Source organism: Wolbachia endosymbiont (group B) of Erebia ligea, assembly GCF_947179575.1.
Classification (GTDB): Bacteria; Pseudomonadota; Alphaproteobacteria; order Rickettsiales; family Anaplasmataceae; genus Wolbachia; species Wolbachia pipientis_C.
On the sequence record NZ_CAMXBW010000002.1, the window covers coordinates 656,674 to 676,286 of the forward strand.

Consider the following 19,613-nt stretch of genomic DNA (forward strand, 5'->3'; position numbering starts at 1 on the left):
ACACGTAAACTTATTTGAATTTAACTTTACTACAAAACTAAAAGCAATAAGTTTAATTATTGATCATCTGAGTAATAGGATGAGAATCAGCTAATTTGTCCTTTAACTTTTCGTTAGCAATATGAGTATATATTTGCGTTGTAGAAAGATTAGTATGGCCAAGAATTTTTTGTATCAGCACAATATTTGCTCCGCTATTCAGTAGATGGGTAGCAAGAGAATGCCTAATCACATGTGGAGAGATTTTATTTTCATCAATATCGCACTTTCTTGCTAATTCCTTTATTAATTGACCAACTCTTTGCCTTGTAATTGGTTTATTAGGTTTATCACCTGGGAATAGCCAATCAGATTTTTTGTTGTTAGGGAGCAGATTGTCACGAATTGATAAATAATCTTTAAGGCTTTGCAATGCTTGCTCATTAAAAAAGATTTGCCTTTCTCTGCCACCTTTTCCTTTTATTATTATATAGCCTTCTTTACCGTTACTGTTTACTAAATGTGATACTTCACATAACTTCATATTAATTAGTTCAGAAATACGCATCCCGGAAGAGTAAAGGATATCTAAAATTGCACATAGCCTTTTACTGCTTATCTTTTTATTCGATCCGCTTGCTGATTTTTTTACTGTTTCCATGAGCAAAAATATTTCTTGAACACTTAAATACTTAGGCAAAGGAAGGGAAACCTTTGGATTTCTTAATTCATTATCATTAGCCGGTGCTGGATTAAAGTCTATTATTCCATCATTAAATAGGCACTTATAGAAATTTTTGATAGCAGATATTTTTCTTGATATAGAGCTAGTTTTATATTTCTTTTGTGTACGTAAAAAGTTTACATAATCTTTAATATTAGCTTTACTTGCACCAACTAAGGTAGTGCCTCCTTCTAATAAAAATTTTTCAAGTTGGTGTAAATCTGAACGATAACTTTCCAAAGTATTTTGTGTAGAGGATTTTTCGGAAATCAAAGTATCTATGTAATACGTTATGTAAAGATTCTCTTTTTTATTTTGTAGTTGTTTATTTTTCATTATCAGCTCCTATATTTATTTCTTTGACTATAATTTGATTGAAAGTATTTTTTGTGTTTTTTATAAGAAAATATGAGATAAACAAAGCATTTATCAATAAAGTAAGTACTACAAACCTTTGTTTTAACCTTTTTTTTAAATTTGATCTTATTTTTACCATATTTCAATTATAACATTGAATCTATAAAAAACATCCTGTAGAGTAAATTTTACTATCGTATAAAATATCCCTTAGCTATGTCTGTTTATTCTTATTACATCATAGTATTTATTATAATTTTAACATAAAGAAATAGTGATTTCAACTTCATTATTGTATGGGTATTAATAAATTTTTAATATATATAATAAATACCTTACAAAAAAAGGAATCAATTGGCACTTTTTTTTAATAAAGTGTTAATAAAAGGAATGGTTACATTTGATCCTATGGATTCACTATCTATTTTTTCTATAATTTTATTAATGCTGTGGAAAGAACGTTCTATTCTTGCTAGAATATAATTAATCACTTTTAAATCAATTTTTAACTGTTTATCTGAAAATCGTTTTATTAGCATAATTCTTAATAATTCCTCGCTTGCAGGCAAAATTTTTACGCTGGTAGTTGACAATATTCGGGAGCTTAAATCTCTTAGTTTGAAGTTAAGCTTTTTTGGTGAAATTGAAGAAGTGATTAGCAGTCTCTTATCATTTTCTTTCATATAATTATAACAATGTAACAACATTTCCTCATCTTTAATGTTTTGTACATCCTCTAAAATAAACGCATCGCTATACCTAATTTCGCTTACAAAATTATTCACATTAATAAAAATTGCATTGTTTATTGATTGCCAAATATGAGCAAGGTGAGTTTTTCCAGAGCTGTTAGGTCCAAAAAGAATCAGGCATTTCCAAGATAAATCGTTAACTATTGAGTTATATACGTGCTTATTTTCGTCTAAGGTGATATAGTTTTGCCAGCAATAATCAACTTGATTATTGCTAAATAAATTTAATTGCACGTAAAGCCTCTGACACTTCTACTTTTTGATAATAATTTTTGCATAAGAATTTACTTGGTCAGGTAAGGAAGCAGTATTACTACTACCCCCTCCCTTAGAAACGCAGCATGCAGGTTTCCCCACACTACGCTTGAGCCCCTTATCTAAGTTCTTCTTTTCTAGAACCGGCTTGTCCTTCATGATTCCTCAGGAAACATCATTCTTAATGGTGACACCAACAGTAGAGAACCTTCTCTTGAGAAAGAGCTTGCTAACATTCTTGTTCGTTTCACTCTCTCATCAAAATACTTTTTCCATTTTAAGTCAAGGGGATTTGCATCCGCTCTGATTTTAACATGTCGTCTGATAGGTATATCAATCAGCTTAAGCAGTCTTAAATACCGTATCTCTTTTGGTTTGTTCTTGCATAGGGGTGCAGCAAAAACCCATTGGCGTTGACCCATTACTTTGAAGTAACGATTCTTTATCCAACGTAATCCTTTACGAGGATGTCTTTTCTTTGCCCATTTCCATAAACTATGCCAAATTTCATTGTCGATCTTTCTAAACGCTTTTTTAGCACACACATGGTGATAGTAATTTCCCCATCCTCTCAGTAGAGAGTTGAGTGACTTAATTACTATAGCCTGAGTGTTCGCTATATTTGCTTTTATCAATGTACGTGCTTTATTAAGAAGTCTTTTAATACTTTCTTTCGAAGGTTTAATAATTAACTTCTTATTATATCTACGTACATTACAACCAAGAAAGTCAAACCCTGTTGTGATAGATGTAATCTTTGTCTTCTCTTCTGACAGAATTAAACCTCGCTCATGAAGAAAAGATGATACTAAAGGCTTAACTTCCTTTTCCAGTACTTCATGTGTGAAACCTGAAATAATAAAGTCGTCTGCGTATCTGATTACATTCACTCCACTTCTGATTTTGTTTCTTTTTCTACTGCCGAGTTTACCAAATCGACTTTCCAATAACTTTTCAAGTCCGTTTAAGGCTAAATTGGCTAGTATTGGAGAAATTATACCACCTTGCGGGGTACCTGCAGTTGTGGGATACAGAGTTTTTGATTCTAGGAAGCCAGCTTTTAACCAACTATGCAGAATTTTCTTCTCCATAGGAATATGCTTCATAAGCCATTCATGATTAATGTTGTCAAAGCATCCTTTGATATCACCTTCAAGTATCCATTGTAGTTGATTACGACTTGCCAGTAACAAATGACAAGCTACTGTAGCATCTGCACAGGATCTTTTAGGTCTAAAGCCATAGGAGTGACGATCACTGATCGTTTCAGCTATCGGTTCCAGAGCAAACAGATATAATGCTTGCATGGCTCTATCTTTTATCGTGGGTATTCCAAGAGGTCTTCTTTTGCCATTAGATTTACTGATATAAATCCGTTTTAGCGGAGAAGGTTTATATCCTCTTTGCTTTAACTGCTTTATTCCTTGAAATTTAGCATTGCAAGTTGACCATAGTTGACGATCTACACCCGCTGTGTTTTTTCCTTGGTTTTCAGTTACTCTCTTAACAGCCAAAGCTTTTCCGCTAAAAGAGCGTGTGAGAAGATGTTGTAAAGTTTTTACCTTACCCCATCTTCCTTCTTGGACAGCCTTAACAATACGTCTTTGTAGCCTCACAATAACTTTCTGGCATTTCTTCCATGGCAACTGCTTCCATGCTTCAAAGCTTTTGGTAGATGCACTTACAGGTTTACTTGTAATCATCTGCTTTCCTACCTTAAGTGGTTAACAAAGTTTCTTGTCACGAGGGACCAAACGGAAGTCTGCTCGTTTTCACGCGAATTAATGTTACAAATTCTATCCATTTCGTTACAAAATGGCATTCGCTTTCTCCATTCTCCTTTACCTGCACTTCCATCAGCATTCCTTGCGGTTTGCTTGCCATGTAGGCGAAAATACAGGCTTACCCTGTTTCTCCAGTCATACAACAGTGGGTTAGGTGGCTTCTCTATACCGGTGGAGTTATTATTTGCGTACATCTAGAAATGAAAAATGTAACTTATCCACATTACCTTTTGGTCAGAGCTTATCAGCATCTTTAGCTCTTTCATCGTATCGGTACTTATAAAGCTTCACTTACGTTCACCATACCACTAGCCTAGCCCTCCAACCACATGATGCTTGCAGTTTATGCCCCTCTCACGATTGAGCATCTTCTTTTTCAAGAGGAGGTTCATTGTCCGCATCGCTTGGCACCAACCGGTTGCCCGATTCGCACTAATGCGTAGACTCAGACGGCAAAACATCTGGTTTAATAAGTTTTAGAATCCTTTCAGTTTCTTTCTGAATGAATTCCTCTCCTTTTAAACAATATGACCGAAGACTTTCAGGTCGCACCATTTCTCAAATGTATCAGAGATCCTTTCTTTTTATCATGAACTAATTAGCCATTTTTATAAAGCTCACTTTCAAAATATTTATTGACTGTATATTCTACTAATACACTGAACATTGCTATTATTGGAATAAAAAATAATATACCTATAAACCCAAAATATGAGGTGCATATGACAACTCCTAAAATAATGATAGTTGGATGTATATGAACTTTTTTTCCTATTAATAAAGGGACTAATATGCTTGAGTCTATTAATTGACCAACACTAAATAATAGCAAGACAGCAGCACTTTCAAACCATCCACTAAATTGAGTAATGGCGCTCAAAAATCCGATAATAATGTATAATAATGGACCTATATAGGGTATAAATGTTAATGTTCCTGATAAAATTCCAATCGCTACAGAATGCTTCAGCCCAATTATGCTAAGGCCCACGGAGTAAAAGATCATCATAACTATACATACGTTTAGCTGTCCCTTTAGGTAATTAGATATAATGAAATCTACTTTGGAAAAATAACCTGCAGCTTTTTCTCTGTAAAGAATGGGTATTAGTTTACTAACCTTTTCTACAATTGAAGGCCAATCACGTAATACATAAAAAAACACCATAAGCGTAATAGCTATTAATGATACCATGTAAATCAAACTAAAGCTTGAACTTAGCACTTGAATTATAAGATTACTGCCCATGCTAAGAGCATTTATAAAATAAGATATATAATCACTGTAATTTTCTACTAGATTTTTAGACAAGTGATCAAATAAACTATCTTCAGTTTTTATATTAAGAAATTCTAGCACAGAAGGAATCACTTTAAGTTTTAGTGAAGGTATCTTATTCACTAAGAAATTTAATATTAAAGTAATTTGAAAATATATAATAGGTAAAACAAATGTAATAACTAATATAAAAGCTATCAATAAGGCAAGTGTTATAAAAACTACAGAACATGAACGCGGTATTCTGTATTTTTCAAACTTGGTTACTAGAGGGTTAAACAAATGTGCAACAAAAACGGATATTAGACACGGAGCAATCATAGGACGCATCAAAAATAATGCCCCTATTATAAAAAGTAGTACACAACAAATAGTTATATGACGTTTTTGCATATGTCTAACATAGTCGATTTACCAAAAAATATACAGTTTTTTGTAAATACTATCTATTCATTGTTTTATTAAGTATTAGATCAGCTAAATTTTCATCCAATTCCCAACCAGATAAAACTCCGTTGTGCGGGTCATATTCAAAGCTTTTCAAATTAACGATTTTGGTCAAATTTCTATTTAACGATTGATTATCTTCTAGTCCTTTTGCTAATTGTGCAGGATATGGTATTAAGGTGTCTCTTTCATGATTAATGACCGCTATTGATATATCATTATTTTGTAGCTTTTGTATATTGCTTACTATATCAAAGTCTAAATTTAGGAACTTAAGCATTTTTTTTAACAAACAAGAGGGTAGTATGCTTAGAATTTTTGTCTGAGAAATTGGAAAATGCTTTATTGCATTGTAAAAAGAGCTGAAAGTGCTGGTAAAAATAATACCTCCGAGTTTAATATTTCTGTCTGTAAAATATTTCAGCACTTCTGATGCAATTGCTCCTCCAAAGGAATGGCCGAGAAGTATAATGTTTTCAGGCTTCACACCATTGTCAATTAATTTACTGATTTCTTTTATTGAAGGCTGAGACAAGCTTTGATTCTTATTTATAAACGGAATCATGAGTGGTGGTACAGATAAAAAGGTGCAAGTTAAAGCTGCTAAGATGGCTAAACTTGCTATCCTAGATGTCATTGGATTAGTAAGTAATATTAAAGTTGGTAATAGTATTGATGTTCCTAAAAACAAGAAACTAGCTATTGCGTAAGTTATATAGTTTTGAAATGCAATTGGGTATTTATGTGCATGAGTGTGAAAATTAGACCTATGGAGATATGTAGATCTATCTTGTATATACCTGGCCGCATTCTTATAATTATCACCTATTCCATGAAAAAATATAAGATGTATCTCATTTTCTTTATTATACTTAGCAACGTGTATTATTTTCCTCTAGCATATATTACACCTAGTAAAAGAATATTCTTTTTTGAGAATTGGATCAACTTTTTTAAAATGCTAGATAACTTGTATTAACACCGAAAATGGTAAGCATGCACACTAACAGACTTGAGGAATACAAGATAGCAGCATTAATAGTTGCAGCAGGAGTAGGCAGTAGATGCAATGCCAAAATCCCTAAACAGTATATAAAATTGGCAGGTAAGTCTGTTTTATTTCACACAATTAGAAAATTCTTAGCTAATCAGTACATAAGTTACATAAGAGTGGTAGTGAATGAAAGTCAAAAAGATTTCTATAAAGAAGTTACGTCATCAACTATAGATACTAAATTGCTGAGTCCAATATGTGGAGGAAAAAGCAGGCAGAGTTCAGTTAAACTTGGACTAGAGAGTTTGCAAAAGATCAATCCAGATTTTGTTATTATACATGACGCTTGTAGGCCTTTTGTATCAAATATTCTAATAAACAACTTGATTGAATCTATGATTAATGGTCAATATACAGGGGTAGTTCCAGCAATAGAAGTCGAGGATACTATATCGTTGGTGAGTAATAATTTCATTGAATCTATGATTTCAAGAGAAAAACTTAGAGCCATGCAAACTCCTCAAATTTTTAATTTCAGAGAATTATTATCGTGCCATCAATCAGTCAAAGAATTTACTGATGATTCATCACTAATGGTGGAGCATAAAAAACATGTTGCGATTATTGAAGGTGAGAAAAAGAATTTTAAGTTAACTACAAAAGAGGATATCAATATGGCAAAACTTCTCTTTGGAGAGCCAAAATTACGTGTCGGAACCGGTTATGATATACATAAATTTGTTAAAATTCAAAATGATGCTAAGAGCTTTATAAAAATTTGCGGTGTGGAAATTGAGCATAATATGGCAATAGAGGCACATTCCGATGGTGATGTTGCAATACATGCAATCGTTGATGCAATACTCGGAGCACTAGGATGTGGCGATATAGGAGAACATTTTCCTCCTAATTCCTCTAAATGGAAGGATTGCAATTCATCTCATTTTCTTGACTTTGCTGCTAAAAAAGCACAGGAAAAAGGATATAGCGTGTCTAATTTAGATATTACTATAGTTTGTGAAGAGCCTAAAATATCGCCTTACAAAGCAGGAATGAAGGAATTCATATCAAAAATATTAGAAATTAATGGTGAATTCGTAAATATCAAAGCAACCACAGCGGAAAAATTAGGTTCTATTGGAAGAAATGAGGCAATAGCAACGTATGCTTCTGTGCTATTGCGTGCAAATTTTTATTGAAGGTAGAAACGAAATAATTTACTTGACAAACTCCACCATTTCACTTCCATTGCAAGGAAAGTGGGAAGGTTTGTCAAGAAATTTCTATGAGCTACTTTCGACATTAATAGCTGATTCAAGTCTTCTATTCAAAATTTTCAATATAAAATCCAATTCATTTGAGTTGTTATAACGTATCATGACTTTACCCTTAGAATTACTGTCATTAATTTTGATCTTTAAACCAAGCTGAGAAGATATAGCTCCTTCTAATGCTGCCATATCTTGATTTTTAGTACACTTATGCTCTTTTCGGTCGTTATTTTGTTGTAAGTCTTTTATCAATTTTTCAGTTCGTCTAACGCTCAGGCCCTGAGAAACTATTCTTTCTGCAATACTTTCCGCATTTTCAACATTAATCAATGCTCTTGCATGACCCATAGACAATTTTTTCTCGTTGATCATTGTTTTTACTCCATTAGGGAGTGACAGCATTCGTATCATATTGGTTATGTGACTGCGGCTTTTGCCTAAAGTTAAGGCTAATTCTTCGTGTGTATAGGAGAATTCATCTATTAATTTTCTGTACGCCTCACCTTCTTCTATTGGATTAATATCTTGCCTCTGTATGTTTTCAATTATCGATACTTCTAAGCATTCCTTGTCATTTAAATCTTTTATGATAACCGGCACACTATCAAGATTTATGACCTTACTTGCTCGCCAACGACGTTCCCCTGCTACTATTTCATAACCTTCATTATTTGGATCTTTGCGCACCACAACAGGTTGTATTATACCATTTTTCTCTATCGAACCTGCAAGTTCTTTTAATGACTCCTCATCAAAATATTTTCTCGGCTGAAATTTGCTCGGGTGTAGTAATGAAATAGGTAACCGATCTTCTTTATTACCATAATTATCGCCTATGAGGCCAGCAAGACCTCTACCTAAGCGCCTATTGTCCTTCACGCTGCACCCTCACTTATCAGCTTTTTCTCTTTACAGATGCTCATGTGTTTCTTTAAAATTTCTTTTGCCAAACTTATATATGCTTGTGCACCAGGACACTTAAGATCATATACAATAGCAGGTTTTCCATGAGAAGGCGCTTCTGATAACCGTACATTACGTGGAATAATGGTCTCATACAAGGGGATAATAGTTTTATATACTTTATCATTTAAATATTGGCAAATATCATTTTTAATCTGCTCACTAAGTTTGTTGCGTCTGTCATACATTGTGAGCAATATTCCTTCTATTAACAGGAAAGGGTTTAGGTTATTTCTTTTTATCAGCTCTACAGTCTTAACTAAATGGCTCAATCCTTCCAGAGCGAAAAATTCACACTGAAGAGGAACAATAATCGAGTCAGCAGCGGTCAGAGCATTGATAGTAAGCAGACCAAGTGATGGAGGACAATCGATAATTATGTACTCATAATTATTACGTACTTTCTCTAGCGTATCTTTTAGTACGAATTTTCCCTGCTCAAGTTGTGATAGCTCAATTTCTGCAGCTGATAAGTCAACCACTGATGAAATCAGCGATAGATTTGGAATTTCCTTTATATTGAAAATTGCCGATTCCACCAATTCACTTTCTCTGCTCAGCAGTATTTTATATATATTTTTTTCTTCCCTGCTACGATAAGAAATCCCAAGTCCTGTACTAGCATTTCCTTGAGGGTCAAGATCTACCAGTAAAGTACTTTTTCCCACAGCAGCAAAGGCTGTTGATAAATTTATACTAGTTGTAGTTTTACCAACTCCACCCTTTTGATTTACTATTGCAATGATCTTGCTCACGCCTTTTATCTTATGTATAAAATAACTCTATTGTATATATGCAAGAAATTTTTGCATTAGAAAAATTTTTGTTGCCAATCATGCTCAAAGTAAACTGCCTTTTTTTGTCTTGTGTAACACACTTTGAACCTTATTTCCTAACTCATTCAGAGTAAATGGTTTGGGTAAAAAATGGAAGTCTTCTATATTGATTTCATCGCTCTTTAAAAAAGCATCCTCTGCATACCCAGAAATAAAAATAACTTTGATGTTTGGCCTATGTATCAATGTTTCTTTAACTATTTCTGGACCACTCACCTCTGGCATGATTACATCAGTGATTATTAGATCTATGTGTTGATTTTTTTTTCTAATGATCTCTAGTGCCTCGCTGCCTATACTCGCTTCTATTACATTAAATCCTTTTCTTGTAAGAGCCTTAGCAGTAAATTCCCTTACTGAATCTTCATCTTCAATTAATAAAATTATACCATTACCTTTAATCTCTACCGGTTTCTCTATTTCTTTACTATCTTCCTCTTTATCATTTTCATCCGATATGTAAACTATGGGCAAAAATATGCTAAATTTAGTTCCATGATTCACTTTGCTAGCAACATAGATGTATCCTTCGGTTTGTTTAATAATGCCATATACAGTAGAGAGGCCAAGACCTGTACCAGAAGTAATATCTTTGGTAGAAAAAAATGGATCAAATGCCTTTTCAATTATATCACTCGTCATTCCACATCCAGTATCAATCACTTCAATCACAACATAATTCCCATGTTCAATCGTTTCCTTATCTGGAGAAAACATATCCTGAGGTGTAGAATTTAATGAATCAACCTTTTGATTAAAGGTTCGTATAGTTAACTCTCCCCCCTTTTCCATAGCAGCACCAGCATTAACTGCTAAGTTAAGCATAACTTGCTCTAATTGTCCTTGGTCAGCCCTAACAGCGCCCAAATCGCTACCATAATAAATATTAAATTTTATATTTTCACCTATTAATCTTTTGATCATTTCATAAAGATTAGCTATCGTACCATTTACATTAATAATCTTTGGCTGCAAAGTCTGTCTTCTTGAAAAAGCAAGCAGTTGTCTTACTAAATTTGACCCACGTTTTGCATTTTGCTGTATCTGTATTATATCTCCAAAAGATGGATCGCTAGCTGAGTGCTGGAGTAAAAGCAAATCACAAAATCCTATTATTCCGGTTAATATATTATTGAAATCATGTGCAATACCACCTGCTAATTGCCCTATAGCTTGCACCTTTTGATAATGCTCAAGTTTTATCTCTAGTTTTTTACGTTCAGTATTATCAATAAAATAACAAAGTATGAACATCACTTTATTATGAAGAAACTTATTAAAATATATTTTCATGTTATTACCGCCATTGAGCTGCACGTCAAAGGACGCATTATTTATCCTATTACTTGAAAAATATTCACGCACTTTCATATGATAACCATCTGATATCAATGCAAAGATAGAACCATTATTTGACCCCGCAAGTTTTACTAATGCTATATTTTTCTTTATAAAGTTGCCATTTATGTCGCATTGTGCAATAGCAATTGACGAATTTGTAAAACAAGGGTGTAGTTGATAATCAACAATATTTGATTCAGTTGGTGTTATAAAGCCGTGTATATAGCTATGATTGTATTTATCACAAAATATAGCAGTACTCATATAAGCCTTAAATGGAGCACCGCTTATAGTAAAAAACATAATTTCATTTCTGGTTATTGTATCGTCATACTTAGATTGAGATATAAAATCATTGATTGAGCTACCTTTTTCCAATTTTTTTAGTTCAAACATGTCTAAAAATCTTTTATTTACAGATAAGATACCTCCTTTTGTATTTGCAACGTAAGTTGCTATATTGTGTTTCTCTATCAACTCTTCATATACCTGCTCTTTGTTTATCTGTGTTGCCTTCAGTACAAAATACCCATTCGGTCTTGCTATTGGGACTAATGATAAATTTAAAGTCTTATTACTATTTATAGCAATTTGTGGATTATCCGGTATTGGTTCAGAGAGCAAAAGAAAGTTAGATATTCTACTCTTCTTGCTTAAGGAAATGCATACTTTTACAGAAGTGTTATTTCTTAACGCATGATAGAGTGATTTTCTGTCTTTTTCTGACACATCTCCTGCTTCAAGAATTTTATCTAGCGTAACATCATCGTTTATGTGATCTTTAAACCTTTCGTAGAACCTCGCATCAGCATAAATAATACCCTCATCTTTATGTAAAATGAGACAAAACTCTGTATTATGATTCAGCGCATTTGCAAATATTGCATTTTGAAACTCTATGATATTAAGTAGATACTTGTAACGTTTTATATTATATACCACAAAGAGAGTCATTAGAATGCTAATTAATAAATTAATCTCTATATTAACATGCTGACTATATACATTAGAAAAATAGAGTACTGATATTGCTATTGGAGGTAAGAACATAATGACTGCCATCACAATAATTGACATCCCATAATTTCTTAGTATGAAGTCAACTCTGTTCTCTTTTTTGTTATCTATGTATCTTTTACTCATTATTATTGCTTGGCATCCTTGCACATATAAAAATATTCTACTATATTGATTTAATTATTATAGATTTATTAACATCCTTGATGGGTAGTTACTATCCCAATCTAATTAAGTCCTGTAAATATAGAGTACAATAATATTAATAAGCCAATAGAAGGTATTATGGAAAAACAAAAGGCACAAGCATTTGAATGGTTCTGCACACTGAGAAACAAGATCACCGAATCTTTCTTATCAATTGAGGTACAGTCATTCACAGAACCAAAAATCAAAAAAAGAAAGTGGAACCGACCAGGTGGAGGAAGTGGTGAATCTACAATTATCTTTGGTAATATTTTTGAAAAAGTTGGAGTAAACGTTTCAAGAGTATACGGAAAGCTCGAAGACTCAGCCATTAATGAAATTCCTGGTGCAAGTGAAAGCAATGGAGAGTTTTGGGCAAGCGGTATATCTTTAGTGTCTCACATGCAATCTCCCCTTATCCCTGCAGCACATATGAACACAAGGCTGATATATACCTCAAAACAATGGTTTGGTGGAGGAATGGACTTTACTCCAATTTATAAAGATGAGGGAGATTGCAAGTATATTCACGAATCAATTAAAGCAACTTGCAATGAGTTCAACATCGAATATTATCCGAAATTTAAAAAGCAATGTGATGATTACTTTTTTTTACAACATAGAAAAGAGCCACGTGGTATTGGTGGAATTTTTTATGACAATCTAACTTCTGGCAACTGGAAAAATGATTTTGAGTTCACAAAAGCAGTAGGTGAAGCCTTTTTAGAAATTTACTTACACATCATACACAAACATATGCAAAAATCTTGGACAAAAGAACAACGAGAAGAACAATTGATAAAACGTGGCAGATATGTGGAGTTCAATCTTCTTTATGATCGTGGTACAAGGTTTGGTTTAATGACTAATGGTAACCCCGATGCAATTATGATGTCGATGCCGCCTCTTGTTAAGTGGGTGTGAAAAGCGGTTATTAATATAAAATAAATCGTTATATAGTATTTCCTAAAGTAAATGATAAAGGTATAATAAAGTATTTGAGTTATAATGGCATATAGTGTGGATTTAAGGGAAAAGGCAGTATTGATGATAGAAAAAGGTAAGACAAAGGTTGAGGTAGCAGAGCTTATGGAGATAGGAATAGCAACTCTGTACCGTTGGTTAAAAAAGAAAGCTGCTGGTGAAAGCCTCAAGCCATCTAAAACGGTAGCTTTATTCGAAAAATAGACCCCAAAATACTCGAAGAATATGTTACAAAGAATCCAGATCATACTCTGGCAGAGATGAAACAAAATCTTGGATTTGGAATAAACTCAATTTGGTATAGACTAAAACAGCTAAAAATTACTTTAAAAAAAAGTCACACTATATCAAGAGCGCAATCAAGAAGATAGGGAGCAATTTATTGATAAAATCTCAAAAATAGACCATTCCAGCATCTTATATATAGATGAAGCAGGAGTTGATAATAAGTTATACCGAGAATATGGACGCGCTCCAAGAGGAAAGAAAATTTATGCAGATATTCCAGGGAGAACTCGAGAGAGAATCAGTATAGTAGCCGGGTGGATTGGAAAGAGATTTATTGCACCAATGACTTTCAAAGGTGGGTGTGACAAAGAGGTATTCAATACATGGTTGGAGAAGATGTTATTACCTAAATTGCCACTTGGCACAACTATAGTTATGGATAATGCTACATTTCATAAGACCACTAAAACAAAATCATTAATAGAGTCTTTTGGCTGTCATTTGCTGTATCTTCCAACATATTCACCAGATTTGAATCCTATAGAATACTGTTGGCATACCATCAAAAGCCGCCTCAGACCTCTCATGTATAAATATACAGACTTACAGCTTTTGGTTGGTAATACCATAATGGAACTTTATCATCCATTTTAGAAAATACTATAGTTTAAAATTGTACCACAATGGTGAGCTTTTGTATAGAGGGGTACAATCATGGGTATAGTAGATAGTTTTTTAATTAAATCCGCTAGAAATAGCAATATAAGAGGCTTGAGGCTAGCTTTAAGTCTTCATAATATAGTAAACAGCTTTGAAAAACTCTTTTCTAGAATTAATCCTTTTAGGAACAAGGGGTCATTTGACTTGAATAATGATCAAACTTTAAATCGAGCTTTAGAGTATGCAGTAACAAATCTTGATCATAATGTAATGACGTTACTTATTAGTGCTGGAGCAAATATTAGTGAAATAAATAATAGTATAGGAAATGTAATCCTTCAATACAAAAGAGCATCAGAAGCTATGCAGTACGGAGATAAGGACAGTCTCAAAGATCGTAAAGAAAAATGTTGTTTAGTGCTTGGTGAGCTAATAAAAAAAGAAAGAAAAGAAATATTGGAGATTTTGAAACAAACGGAAAGTTGTGACAAGCTTAAAGAGGAAGTAGAGCTAAAATTTAAGGCCAACTCACCTAAAAAACCTCCTAGAATTTTTGAGCATGATGATATTTTACTTTTAAAAGAGCCCATTTATGATGAGGTATATGACGCTAAGGTTAGTAACTCATTAGAAGAGTTGAGCGTATCGGAAGAATCCATTTATGCTGAAGTATATGATTTGCATAAAAGATCTACTGAAAATTTATCATTGAAAGATAGTGGTTGTTCTAGTATATCAGGAGAACCTATTTATGAAGATGTAGATGATTTCTCAGAGCAAAAAAAGCCCACTAGCTTAAATCATAAAGAGCAACCAGAGCCTATTTATGCTAAGGTAGATTTATCGAAAAAGAGATCAGAAAGACAAGCAAAACATATAAAAGATAATTCTGGGACTTATCATGGATTAGTGCAGGATAAAGTGAATAATTTGCAAGTAAAACTAAATGAGCAAAGTGCTAATAAGCCAGCGAGTCAGCAAATCAAGACCAAGGCTGGCTTTAACGTAAAAGAAATAAGGCAAAATTTTGAGCGTAGAGATTCTGGATACGATTCTGGCTATGATTCAGATACAAAAGTTGAACAAAAATTAGAATTAGGATCTAAAGCTCCTAAATCTGAGATAGGTTCAGTAAGCATTGAACATGGGGTAATAGGAGGCTGTCGATATAAAATCACTGATATATCACTCTAACTGTGTGATTCAAAATAATTGAATTGACTTTATATGTATAATCGATATAACTCTGTTAGATTCAAGTCGACTCTTTCGTCTAGTGGTTAGGACACCACCCTTTCACGGTGGTAACACGGGTTCAAATCCCGTAAGAGTCACTCAAACAGAATGCAAATAACTAAAGTTTTGAATGAAAAAAATTAGGCTTTATGTTGAAGAAGCTTTATCACAAAATGTAAGTTTGGCGCTTCATCCACGACAAAGTCACTATATTTACAATGTAATGCGGCTTAAGAAGCATGATAACATCTATCTTTTTAATGGAAAGGATGGAGAATGGTTAGGAGAAGTAGTGAATATATCAAGTAAATCGACAAAAATTATAATAAAAGAACGCACTAAACAACAACAACATGAAAAAAATCTATATTTGTATTGTGCTCTGGTAAAAAGCGGCGCCTTAAGCAACATAGTAAGACAAGCAACTGAAATGGGAGTAACCTGCATTCAATTTATTTCAACAGAACGTACAGTAGTAAAAAACATTAACCTAAGTAGAGCGAAATTACAGGCAATTGAAGCTGCGGAACAATCCGGTAGGACAAGTATACCACAGATTTTTCTTCCTATTAATTTTTGTGAATTATCCGATTCTCAGAATAAAAATTTTGTTTTGTGTGATGAAACAGGTGAAGGACAACCTCCTAATAAAGTTCTAAAAGGCAAGAAAAACGTTGCTATTATTGTTGGCCCCGAAGGTGGTTTTTCATCTTGCGAACTTGATTCTGCCAATAAATTTTGTCAGAAACTGAGTCTAGGAAAAAGAATTTTGAGAGTTGATACTGCTGTAGTTGCTGCATTAACCTTCACCAATTGGTATAGCTAGATTTTTTAATATGGCTAGTGCAATTTGACACTCTATATAAAGAAATCTGCATTATATTTTTCCTAAAAGAAATAAATGAAACTTGCATTTTTCCGAACTATCGATACTCTTAGTAAAGAAGTCGGGGCGTAGCGCAGCCTGGTAGCGCATTTGGTTTGGGACCAAAGGGTCGGGAGTTCAAATCTCTCCGCCCCGAGATTAGAAAAATTACAAGAGCACTGTAACCTAAGAGCAATTTTTATCAGCAAGTAAATGATTGACAGCAGAATGAAGCTTTTTTCATATAAATCACTGCATATCATATTCTATCGCTCAAGTTTATAAAATAATTGACAATGTTAATTTTCTAATTTATAAATGGATTTTGAAGTGATTACCGAAGGAGGTATAGAGTTTGATTGAAGTATCAGTCCATTATGGTGATGTAGATAGAGCTCTTCCAGTGTTGAAAAAAATAATTCAAAAGGAAGGAAGAGGGCTCAAAATGAAAAAAAAATATCACGAAAAGAAATCAGAGAAAACAGCTAAAAAAAAAGCTGAAGCAAGGAAAAAGAGATATCAGCAAGAATGCAGAAGACAGCGTTATGGTTGGTAGTTTTTACTAAGGTTAATAATTAGTTATCTTATGAATATTCACGAATATCAAGCAAAGGAAATTTTACACAAGTTTAATGTCCCGGTACCAAAGGGTTTTGTTGCTACATCTGCAGAAGAAGTAGAAACTCAAATAAATCAACTAAAATCTGACGTGTTTGTGGTTAAAGCTCAGATTCATGCAGGTGGTAGGGGTAAGGCTGGTGGCGTAAAGCTAGCAAAGTCAACTAAAGAAGCTCAACAACTTGTAAAGGACATGCTTGGCATAACTTTAGTTACTCATCAAACAGGGTCAAGCGGACAGCAGGTAAAGAAAGTATACATTGAAGAAGGTTCAAGCATTAAAAAAGAGTACTATTTGAGTCTAGTAGTCGATCCAAAGCTTAGTAGGCTAGTATTTATATTTTCTTCAGAAGGTGGAATGGATATCGAAGAAGTGGCAAAAAATTCTCCTACAAAGATTGTGAATTTTAATATTGACCCTGCTACTGGTTTTACAAGTCTTGATAACAATAAGCTTTTCAATAGCTTTAATCTGAGTTCGGAACAAATAGGAAAGGTAACGAATATTGCAAAAAATATATATGATGCGTTTATTACAACTGATGCGAGCCAGATAGAAATTAATCCACTAGTTGAAACGAATGCCGGAGATTTTATTGCACTTGATGCTAAAATTAATTTTGATGACAATGCTCTATACCGTCATTCAGAAATCGTGAGCCTACGTGATTACGATGAAGAAGTCAAAGAAGAAATAGAAGCTTCAAAGCATGGGCTCAGTTATATAAAAATGGATGGCAATATTGGCTGTATGGTAAACGGTGCAGGTCTTGCTATGGCAACAATGGATATAATAAAGTACTACGGAGCAGAGCCTGCTAACTTTCTAGATGTTGGTGGTGGAGCGAGTAAAGAAACTGTAACTGAAGCATTTAAAATCATATTGTCTGATAGCAACGTAAAAGGAATTTTGGTTAACATATTTGGTGGTATAATGCGTTGCGATATTATTGCAAGTGGAATTGTTGCGGCTGCAAAAGAAATGAGCATTAAAGTTCCTCTAGTGGTTAGATTATCAGGTACTAATTTTGAAGAAGGAAAAAAAATTTTAGAAGAGTCGGGATTAAATATTATTGCTGCAGATGAGCTAGATGAAGCCGCGCAAAAGATAGTAAAAGAGGTAAAATAAAGCATGTCCGTTTTAGTAAATAAAGATACAAGGTTAATATGCCAGGGTTTTACTGGTGCACAAGGTACGTTTCATTCAGAACAAGCTATTGACTACGGGACGAAAATGGTTGGCGGTGTAACTCCTGGAAAGGGTGATAGCACTCACCTTAATTTACCAGTTTTTAATACTGTAGCAGAAGCTAGAGAAAAAACTGATGCGAATGCTACGGTAATATATGTACCTGCTAAATTTGCTGCTGCTGCAATACTTGAAGCAATAGATGCAAAAATAGAATTGATAGTTTGTATTACAGAGGGCATTCCTATACTTGACATGGTAAAAGTGAAGCATGCACTTACTGGCTCAAAAAGCCGATTGATTGGGCCAAACTGTCCAGGAATTATTACACCCGAAGAATGCAAAATAGGAATTATGCCAGGACATATTCACAAACGTGGACATATAGGAATTATGTCTCGCTCTGGAACTTTAACTTATGAAGCGGTAGCACAAACAACCGCTGTTGGTCTTGGTCAGTCAACATGTATAGGAATTGGAGGCGATCCTGTTCATGGCATGACGTTTGTTGACTGTATGGAGCTCTTTTTAAAAGATGACGATACTCATGGTATTGTAGTTATTGGTGAAATAGGTGGAAACGAAGAAGAAGATGTATCACATTTTATAAAGGCGGAAAAAACTAAAAAACCAATTATTGGATTTGTAGCAGGCCAAACAGCACCTCCAGGAAGACGTATGGGGCACGCTGGAGCTATTATTTCTTCAAGTGGAGGAAGTGCTGGTGCAAAGTTAGAAGTTATGAAGAGTGCTGGAATTGCAATTGCAGAAACTCCTGCTGTGATTGGTAAAAAGGTGTTAGAAGTAATGAGTGTCAGTGCCTAGCCTAGGTCATAAAAACCCTATATCCCCAGTCATCAGTATATTTTTTGACCACTCAATCAGTAACTGACCTCCTGGTAAATGTACTGAAGTTTGTTTAGTAGCCAAACACTTACGAAGTATAGATGCAACAAATGCTGCACAAGCCGCACTACCACATGAAGCAGTAATACCTGTTCCTCTTTCCCAAACTCTTAAGTTTATTTCTCCAGATTTTTCTATTTGTGCAATACTAACATTTGTTTTCTGAGGAAATAATTCGTGATTTTCTAGCTTTGGTCCTAAATTCTGCAATGGTATTTCGCTTATGTTATCAACAAAAAAAACTATATGAGGGTTACCAATATTTACTGCAACTGGCTCTTTCAGCATTTCAAGCTCTATAGGTAGATAAAGGGGATCGCATTCACAAGAAAGAGGAATTTCATTCCATTTAAGCAGTGGTTTACCCATATTGACCTTTATTGATTTATCGCCTACTTTAAAACATTCTAAGATACGATTATTTATCAGCTCAATAGTGATATATTCAGTACCTTTTTCTAACATTATCAAATATCCAACACAGCGTGCTGCGTTTCCACACATTTCAGCTCGACTACCGTCAGCATTGTAGATATGCATAAAGCAGTTTGCAGCATTAGACATTGTTATAATTATCACTTGATCACAACTGCCTTGATCAGCAATTTGCCTATAATTCCAGTCTAAATTATTTGCTGAACGTGAGTCTATGATAACAAAACTATTGCCAGTACCGTGCATCTTTACAAACGGGATCTTGTCTGTTAGGTTACTTACCATTATAGCAAAATTATATAAGTGA

The 19,613-nt window shown here is 33.8% G+C and carries 20 protein-coding genes and 2 tRNA genes; 12 read left to right on the forward strand and 10 right to left on the reverse strand.

Going from position 1 to position 19,613, the window contains the following annotated elements; all coding sequences use genetic code 11:
• Window positions 1-52: 52 nt before the first annotated feature.
• The 6 genes from OM962_RS03790 to OM962_RS07835 form a co-directional block, all read right to left on the reverse strand.
• A complete protein-coding gene (locus tag OM962_RS03790; RefSeq protein ID WP_264330861.1) occupies window positions 53-1,039 on the reverse strand; it encodes a site-specific tyrosine recombinase in 987 nt (328 codons plus the stop codon).
• Window positions 1,040-1,410: 371 nt separating this feature from the next.
• Window positions 1,411-2,046, reverse strand: a complete 636-nt coding sequence (locus OM962_RS03795) for a DnaA ATPase domain-containing protein (RefSeq protein WP_264330862.1) — start codon at window positions 2,044-2,046, stop codon at window positions 1,411-1,413.
• Between the two features lie 18 nt (window positions 2,047-2,064).
• The gene (locus OM962_RS03800; protein WP_167470140.1) at window positions 2,065-2,226 is read right to left on the reverse strand and encodes a hypothetical protein; all 162 of its coding nucleotides are present in this window, start codon (window positions 2,224-2,226) and stop codon (window positions 2,065-2,067) included.
• Entirely contained in the window at window positions 2,223-3,770 is a 1,548-nt protein-coding gene (gene ltrA / locus OM962_RS03805) for a group II intron reverse transcriptase/maturase (RefSeq protein ID WP_264330863.1), read from the reverse strand. The genes OM962_RS03800 and ltrA overlap by 4 nt, the downstream gene beginning before the upstream one ends.
• A 679-nt stretch (window positions 3,771-4,449) precedes the next feature.
• Window positions 4,450-5,523, reverse strand: a complete 1,074-nt coding sequence (locus OM962_RS03810) for an AI-2E family transporter (protein WP_264330864.1) — start codon at window positions 5,521-5,523, stop codon at window positions 4,450-4,452.
• A 49-nt stretch (window positions 5,524-5,572) separates the two neighbouring features.
• On the reverse strand, window positions 5,573-6,463 hold the full coding sequence (locus OM962_RS07835) for an alpha/beta hydrolase family protein (RefSeq protein WP_458694676.1): 891 nt from the start codon (window positions 6,461-6,463) through the stop codon (window positions 5,573-5,575).
• Window positions 6,464-6,564: 101 nt separating this feature from the next.
• On the opposite strand from OM962_RS07835, the gene ispD reads away from it, so the two are divergent.
• Complete coding sequence (gene ispD / locus OM962_RS03825; protein WP_264330867.1) at window positions 6,565-7,770, forward strand: 2-C-methyl-D-erythritol 4-phosphate cytidylyltransferase; 1,206 nt, start codon at window positions 6,565-6,567, stop codon at window positions 7,768-7,770.
• Window positions 7,771-7,854: 84 nt separating this feature from the next.
• On the opposite strand, the gene OM962_RS03830 is transcribed toward ispD, so the two are convergent.
• The 3 genes from OM962_RS03830 to OM962_RS03840 all read right to left on the reverse strand — a co-directional run bounded on the left by OM962_RS03830 (window position 7,855) and on the right by OM962_RS03840 (window position 12,125).
• On the reverse strand, window positions 7,855-8,721 hold the full coding sequence (locus OM962_RS03830) for a ParB/RepB/Spo0J family partition protein (RefSeq protein WP_006014524.1): 867 nt from the start codon (window positions 8,719-8,721) through the stop codon (window positions 7,855-7,857).
• On the reverse strand, window positions 8,718-9,560 hold the full coding sequence (locus OM962_RS03835) for a ParA family protein (protein ID WP_264330868.1): 843 nt from the start codon (window positions 9,558-9,560) through the stop codon (window positions 8,718-8,720). The genes OM962_RS03830 and OM962_RS03835 overlap by 4 nt, the downstream gene beginning before the upstream one ends.
• 84 nt (window positions 9,561-9,644) lie before the next feature.
• Window positions 9,645-12,125 (reverse strand): response regulator, encoded by a 2,481-nt coding sequence (locus OM962_RS03840; RefSeq protein ID WP_264330869.1) that lies wholly within the window; start codon window positions 12,123-12,125, stop codon window positions 9,645-9,647.
• Between the two features lie 159 nt (window positions 12,126-12,284).
• On the opposite strand from OM962_RS03840, the gene hemF reads away from it, so the two are divergent.
• The 11 genes from hemF to sucD all read left to right on the forward strand — a co-directional run bounded on the left by hemF (window position 12,285) and on the right by sucD (window position 18,790).
• On the forward strand, window positions 12,285-13,109 hold the full coding sequence (gene hemF / locus OM962_RS03845; RefSeq protein ID WP_264330870.1) for an oxygen-dependent coproporphyrinogen oxidase: 825 nt from the start codon (window positions 12,285-12,287) through the stop codon (window positions 13,107-13,109).
• An 84-nt stretch (window positions 13,110-13,193) separates the two neighbouring features.
• A complete protein-coding gene (locus OM962_RS03850) occupies window positions 13,194-13,373 on the forward strand; it encodes a transposase (protein ID WP_264330453.1) in 180 nt (59 codons plus the stop codon).
• A 47-nt stretch (window positions 13,374-13,420) separates the two neighbouring features.
• Window positions 13,421-13,540, forward strand: coding sequence for a hypothetical protein (locus OM962_RS03855; protein WP_264330464.1), 120 nt, complete (start codon window positions 13,421-13,423; stop codon window positions 13,538-13,540).
• A gap of 28 nt (window positions 13,541-13,568) precedes the next feature.
• Window positions 13,569-14,051, forward strand: coding sequence for an IS630 family transposase (locus OM962_RS03860; RefSeq protein ID WP_264330460.1), 483 nt, complete (start codon window positions 13,569-13,571; stop codon window positions 14,049-14,051).
• 60 nt (window positions 14,052-14,111) lie between these two features.
• Window positions 14,112-15,251: a hypothetical protein gene (locus tag OM962_RS03865; RefSeq protein WP_264330871.1), complete on the forward strand. Its 1,140-nt coding sequence runs from the start codon at window positions 14,112-14,114 to the stop codon at window positions 15,249-15,251.
• A gap of 68 nt (window positions 15,252-15,319) precedes the next feature.
• Window positions 15,320-15,391: transfer RNA gene (locus OM962_RS03870), tRNA-Glu, on the forward strand.
• A 32-nt stretch (window positions 15,392-15,423) separates the two neighbouring features.
• Window positions 15,424-16,119 carry a 16S rRNA (uracil(1498)-N(3))-methyltransferase gene (locus OM962_RS03875; RefSeq protein WP_007302351.1) on the forward strand — a complete coding sequence of 232 codons (696 nt, stop codon included), beginning with the start codon at window positions 15,424-15,426 and terminating at the stop codon, window positions 16,117-16,119.
• A gap of 122 nt (window positions 16,120-16,241) precedes the next feature.
• Window positions 16,242-16,315, forward strand: a tRNA-Pro gene (locus OM962_RS03880).
• Between the two features lie 198 nt (window positions 16,316-16,513).
• Window positions 16,514-16,714 carry a 30S ribosomal protein S21 gene (rpsU, locus tag OM962_RS03885; RefSeq protein WP_015588134.1) on the forward strand — a complete coding sequence of 67 codons (201 nt, stop codon included), beginning with the start codon at window positions 16,514-16,516 and terminating at the stop codon, window positions 16,712-16,714.
• Window positions 16,715-16,744: 30 nt separating this feature from the next.
• Entirely contained in the window at window positions 16,745-17,905 is a 1,161-nt protein-coding gene (gene sucC, locus OM962_RS03890) for an ADP-forming succinate--CoA ligase subunit beta (RefSeq protein ID WP_006014489.1), read from the forward strand.
• Between the two features lie 3 nt (window positions 17,906-17,908).
• The gene (sucD, locus tag OM962_RS03895) at window positions 17,909-18,790 is read left to right on the forward strand and encodes a succinate--CoA ligase subunit alpha (RefSeq protein WP_264330872.1); all 882 of its coding nucleotides are present in this window, start codon (window positions 17,909-17,911) and stop codon (window positions 18,788-18,790) included.
• A gap of 6 nt (window positions 18,791-18,796) precedes the next feature.
• Here sucD and dapF read toward each other — a convergent pair whose 3' ends face one another.
• Entirely contained in the window at window positions 18,797-19,591 is a 795-nt protein-coding gene (dapF, locus tag OM962_RS03900) for a diaminopimelate epimerase (protein WP_010403976.1), read from the reverse strand.
• Window positions 19,592-19,613 lie beyond the last annotated feature (22 nt).

What these genes read in the sequence shown, in the direction of transcription:
- OM962_RS03790 (WP_264330861.1), bottom strand. Translation starts at nt 1,039, where the DNA reads ATGAAAAATAAACAACTACAAAATAAAAAAGAGAATCTTTACATAACG.
- OM962_RS03800 (WP_167470140.1), bottom strand. Translation starts at nt 2,226, where the DNA reads ATGAAGGACAAGCCGGTTCTAGAAAAGAAGAACTTAGATAAGGGGCTC.
- ltrA (WP_264330863.1), bottom strand. Translation starts at nt 3,770, where the DNA reads ATGATTACAAGTAAACCTGTAAGTGCATCTACCAAAAGCTTTGAAGCA.
- OM962_RS03810 (WP_264330864.1), bottom strand. Translation starts at nt 5,523, where the DNA reads ATGCAAAAACGTCATATAACTATTTGTTGTGTACTACTTTTTATAATA.
- ispD (WP_264330867.1), top strand. Translation starts at nt 6,565, where the DNA reads ATGGTAAGCATGCACACTAACAGACTTGAGGAATACAAGATAGCAGCA.
- OM962_RS03840 (WP_264330869.1), bottom strand. Translation starts at nt 12,125, where the DNA reads ATGAGTAAAAGATACATAGATAACAAAAAAGAGAACAGAGTTGACTTC.
- hemF (WP_264330870.1), top strand. Translation starts at nt 12,285, where the DNA reads ATGGAAAAACAAAAGGCACAAGCATTTGAATGGTTCTGCACACTGAGA.
- OM962_RS03850 (WP_264330453.1), top strand. Translation starts at nt 13,194, where the DNA reads ATGGCATATAGTGTGGATTTAAGGGAAAAGGCAGTATTGATGATAGAA.
- OM962_RS03865 (WP_264330871.1), top strand. Translation starts at nt 14,112, where the DNA reads ATGGGTATAGTAGATAGTTTTTTAATTAAATCCGCTAGAAATAGCAAT.
- OM962_RS03875 (WP_007302351.1), top strand. Translation starts at nt 15,424, where the DNA reads ATGAAAAAAATTAGGCTTTATGTTGAAGAAGCTTTATCACAAAATGTA.
- sucC (WP_006014489.1), top strand. Translation starts at nt 16,745, where the DNA reads ATGAATATTCACGAATATCAAGCAAAGGAAATTTTACACAAGTTTAAT.
- sucD (WP_264330872.1), top strand. Translation starts at nt 17,909, where the DNA reads ATGTCCGTTTTAGTAAATAAAGATACAAGGTTAATATGCCAGGGTTTT.
- dapF (WP_010403976.1), bottom strand. Translation starts at nt 19,591, where the DNA reads ATGGTAAGTAACCTAACAGACAAGATCCCGTTTGTAAAGATGCACGGT.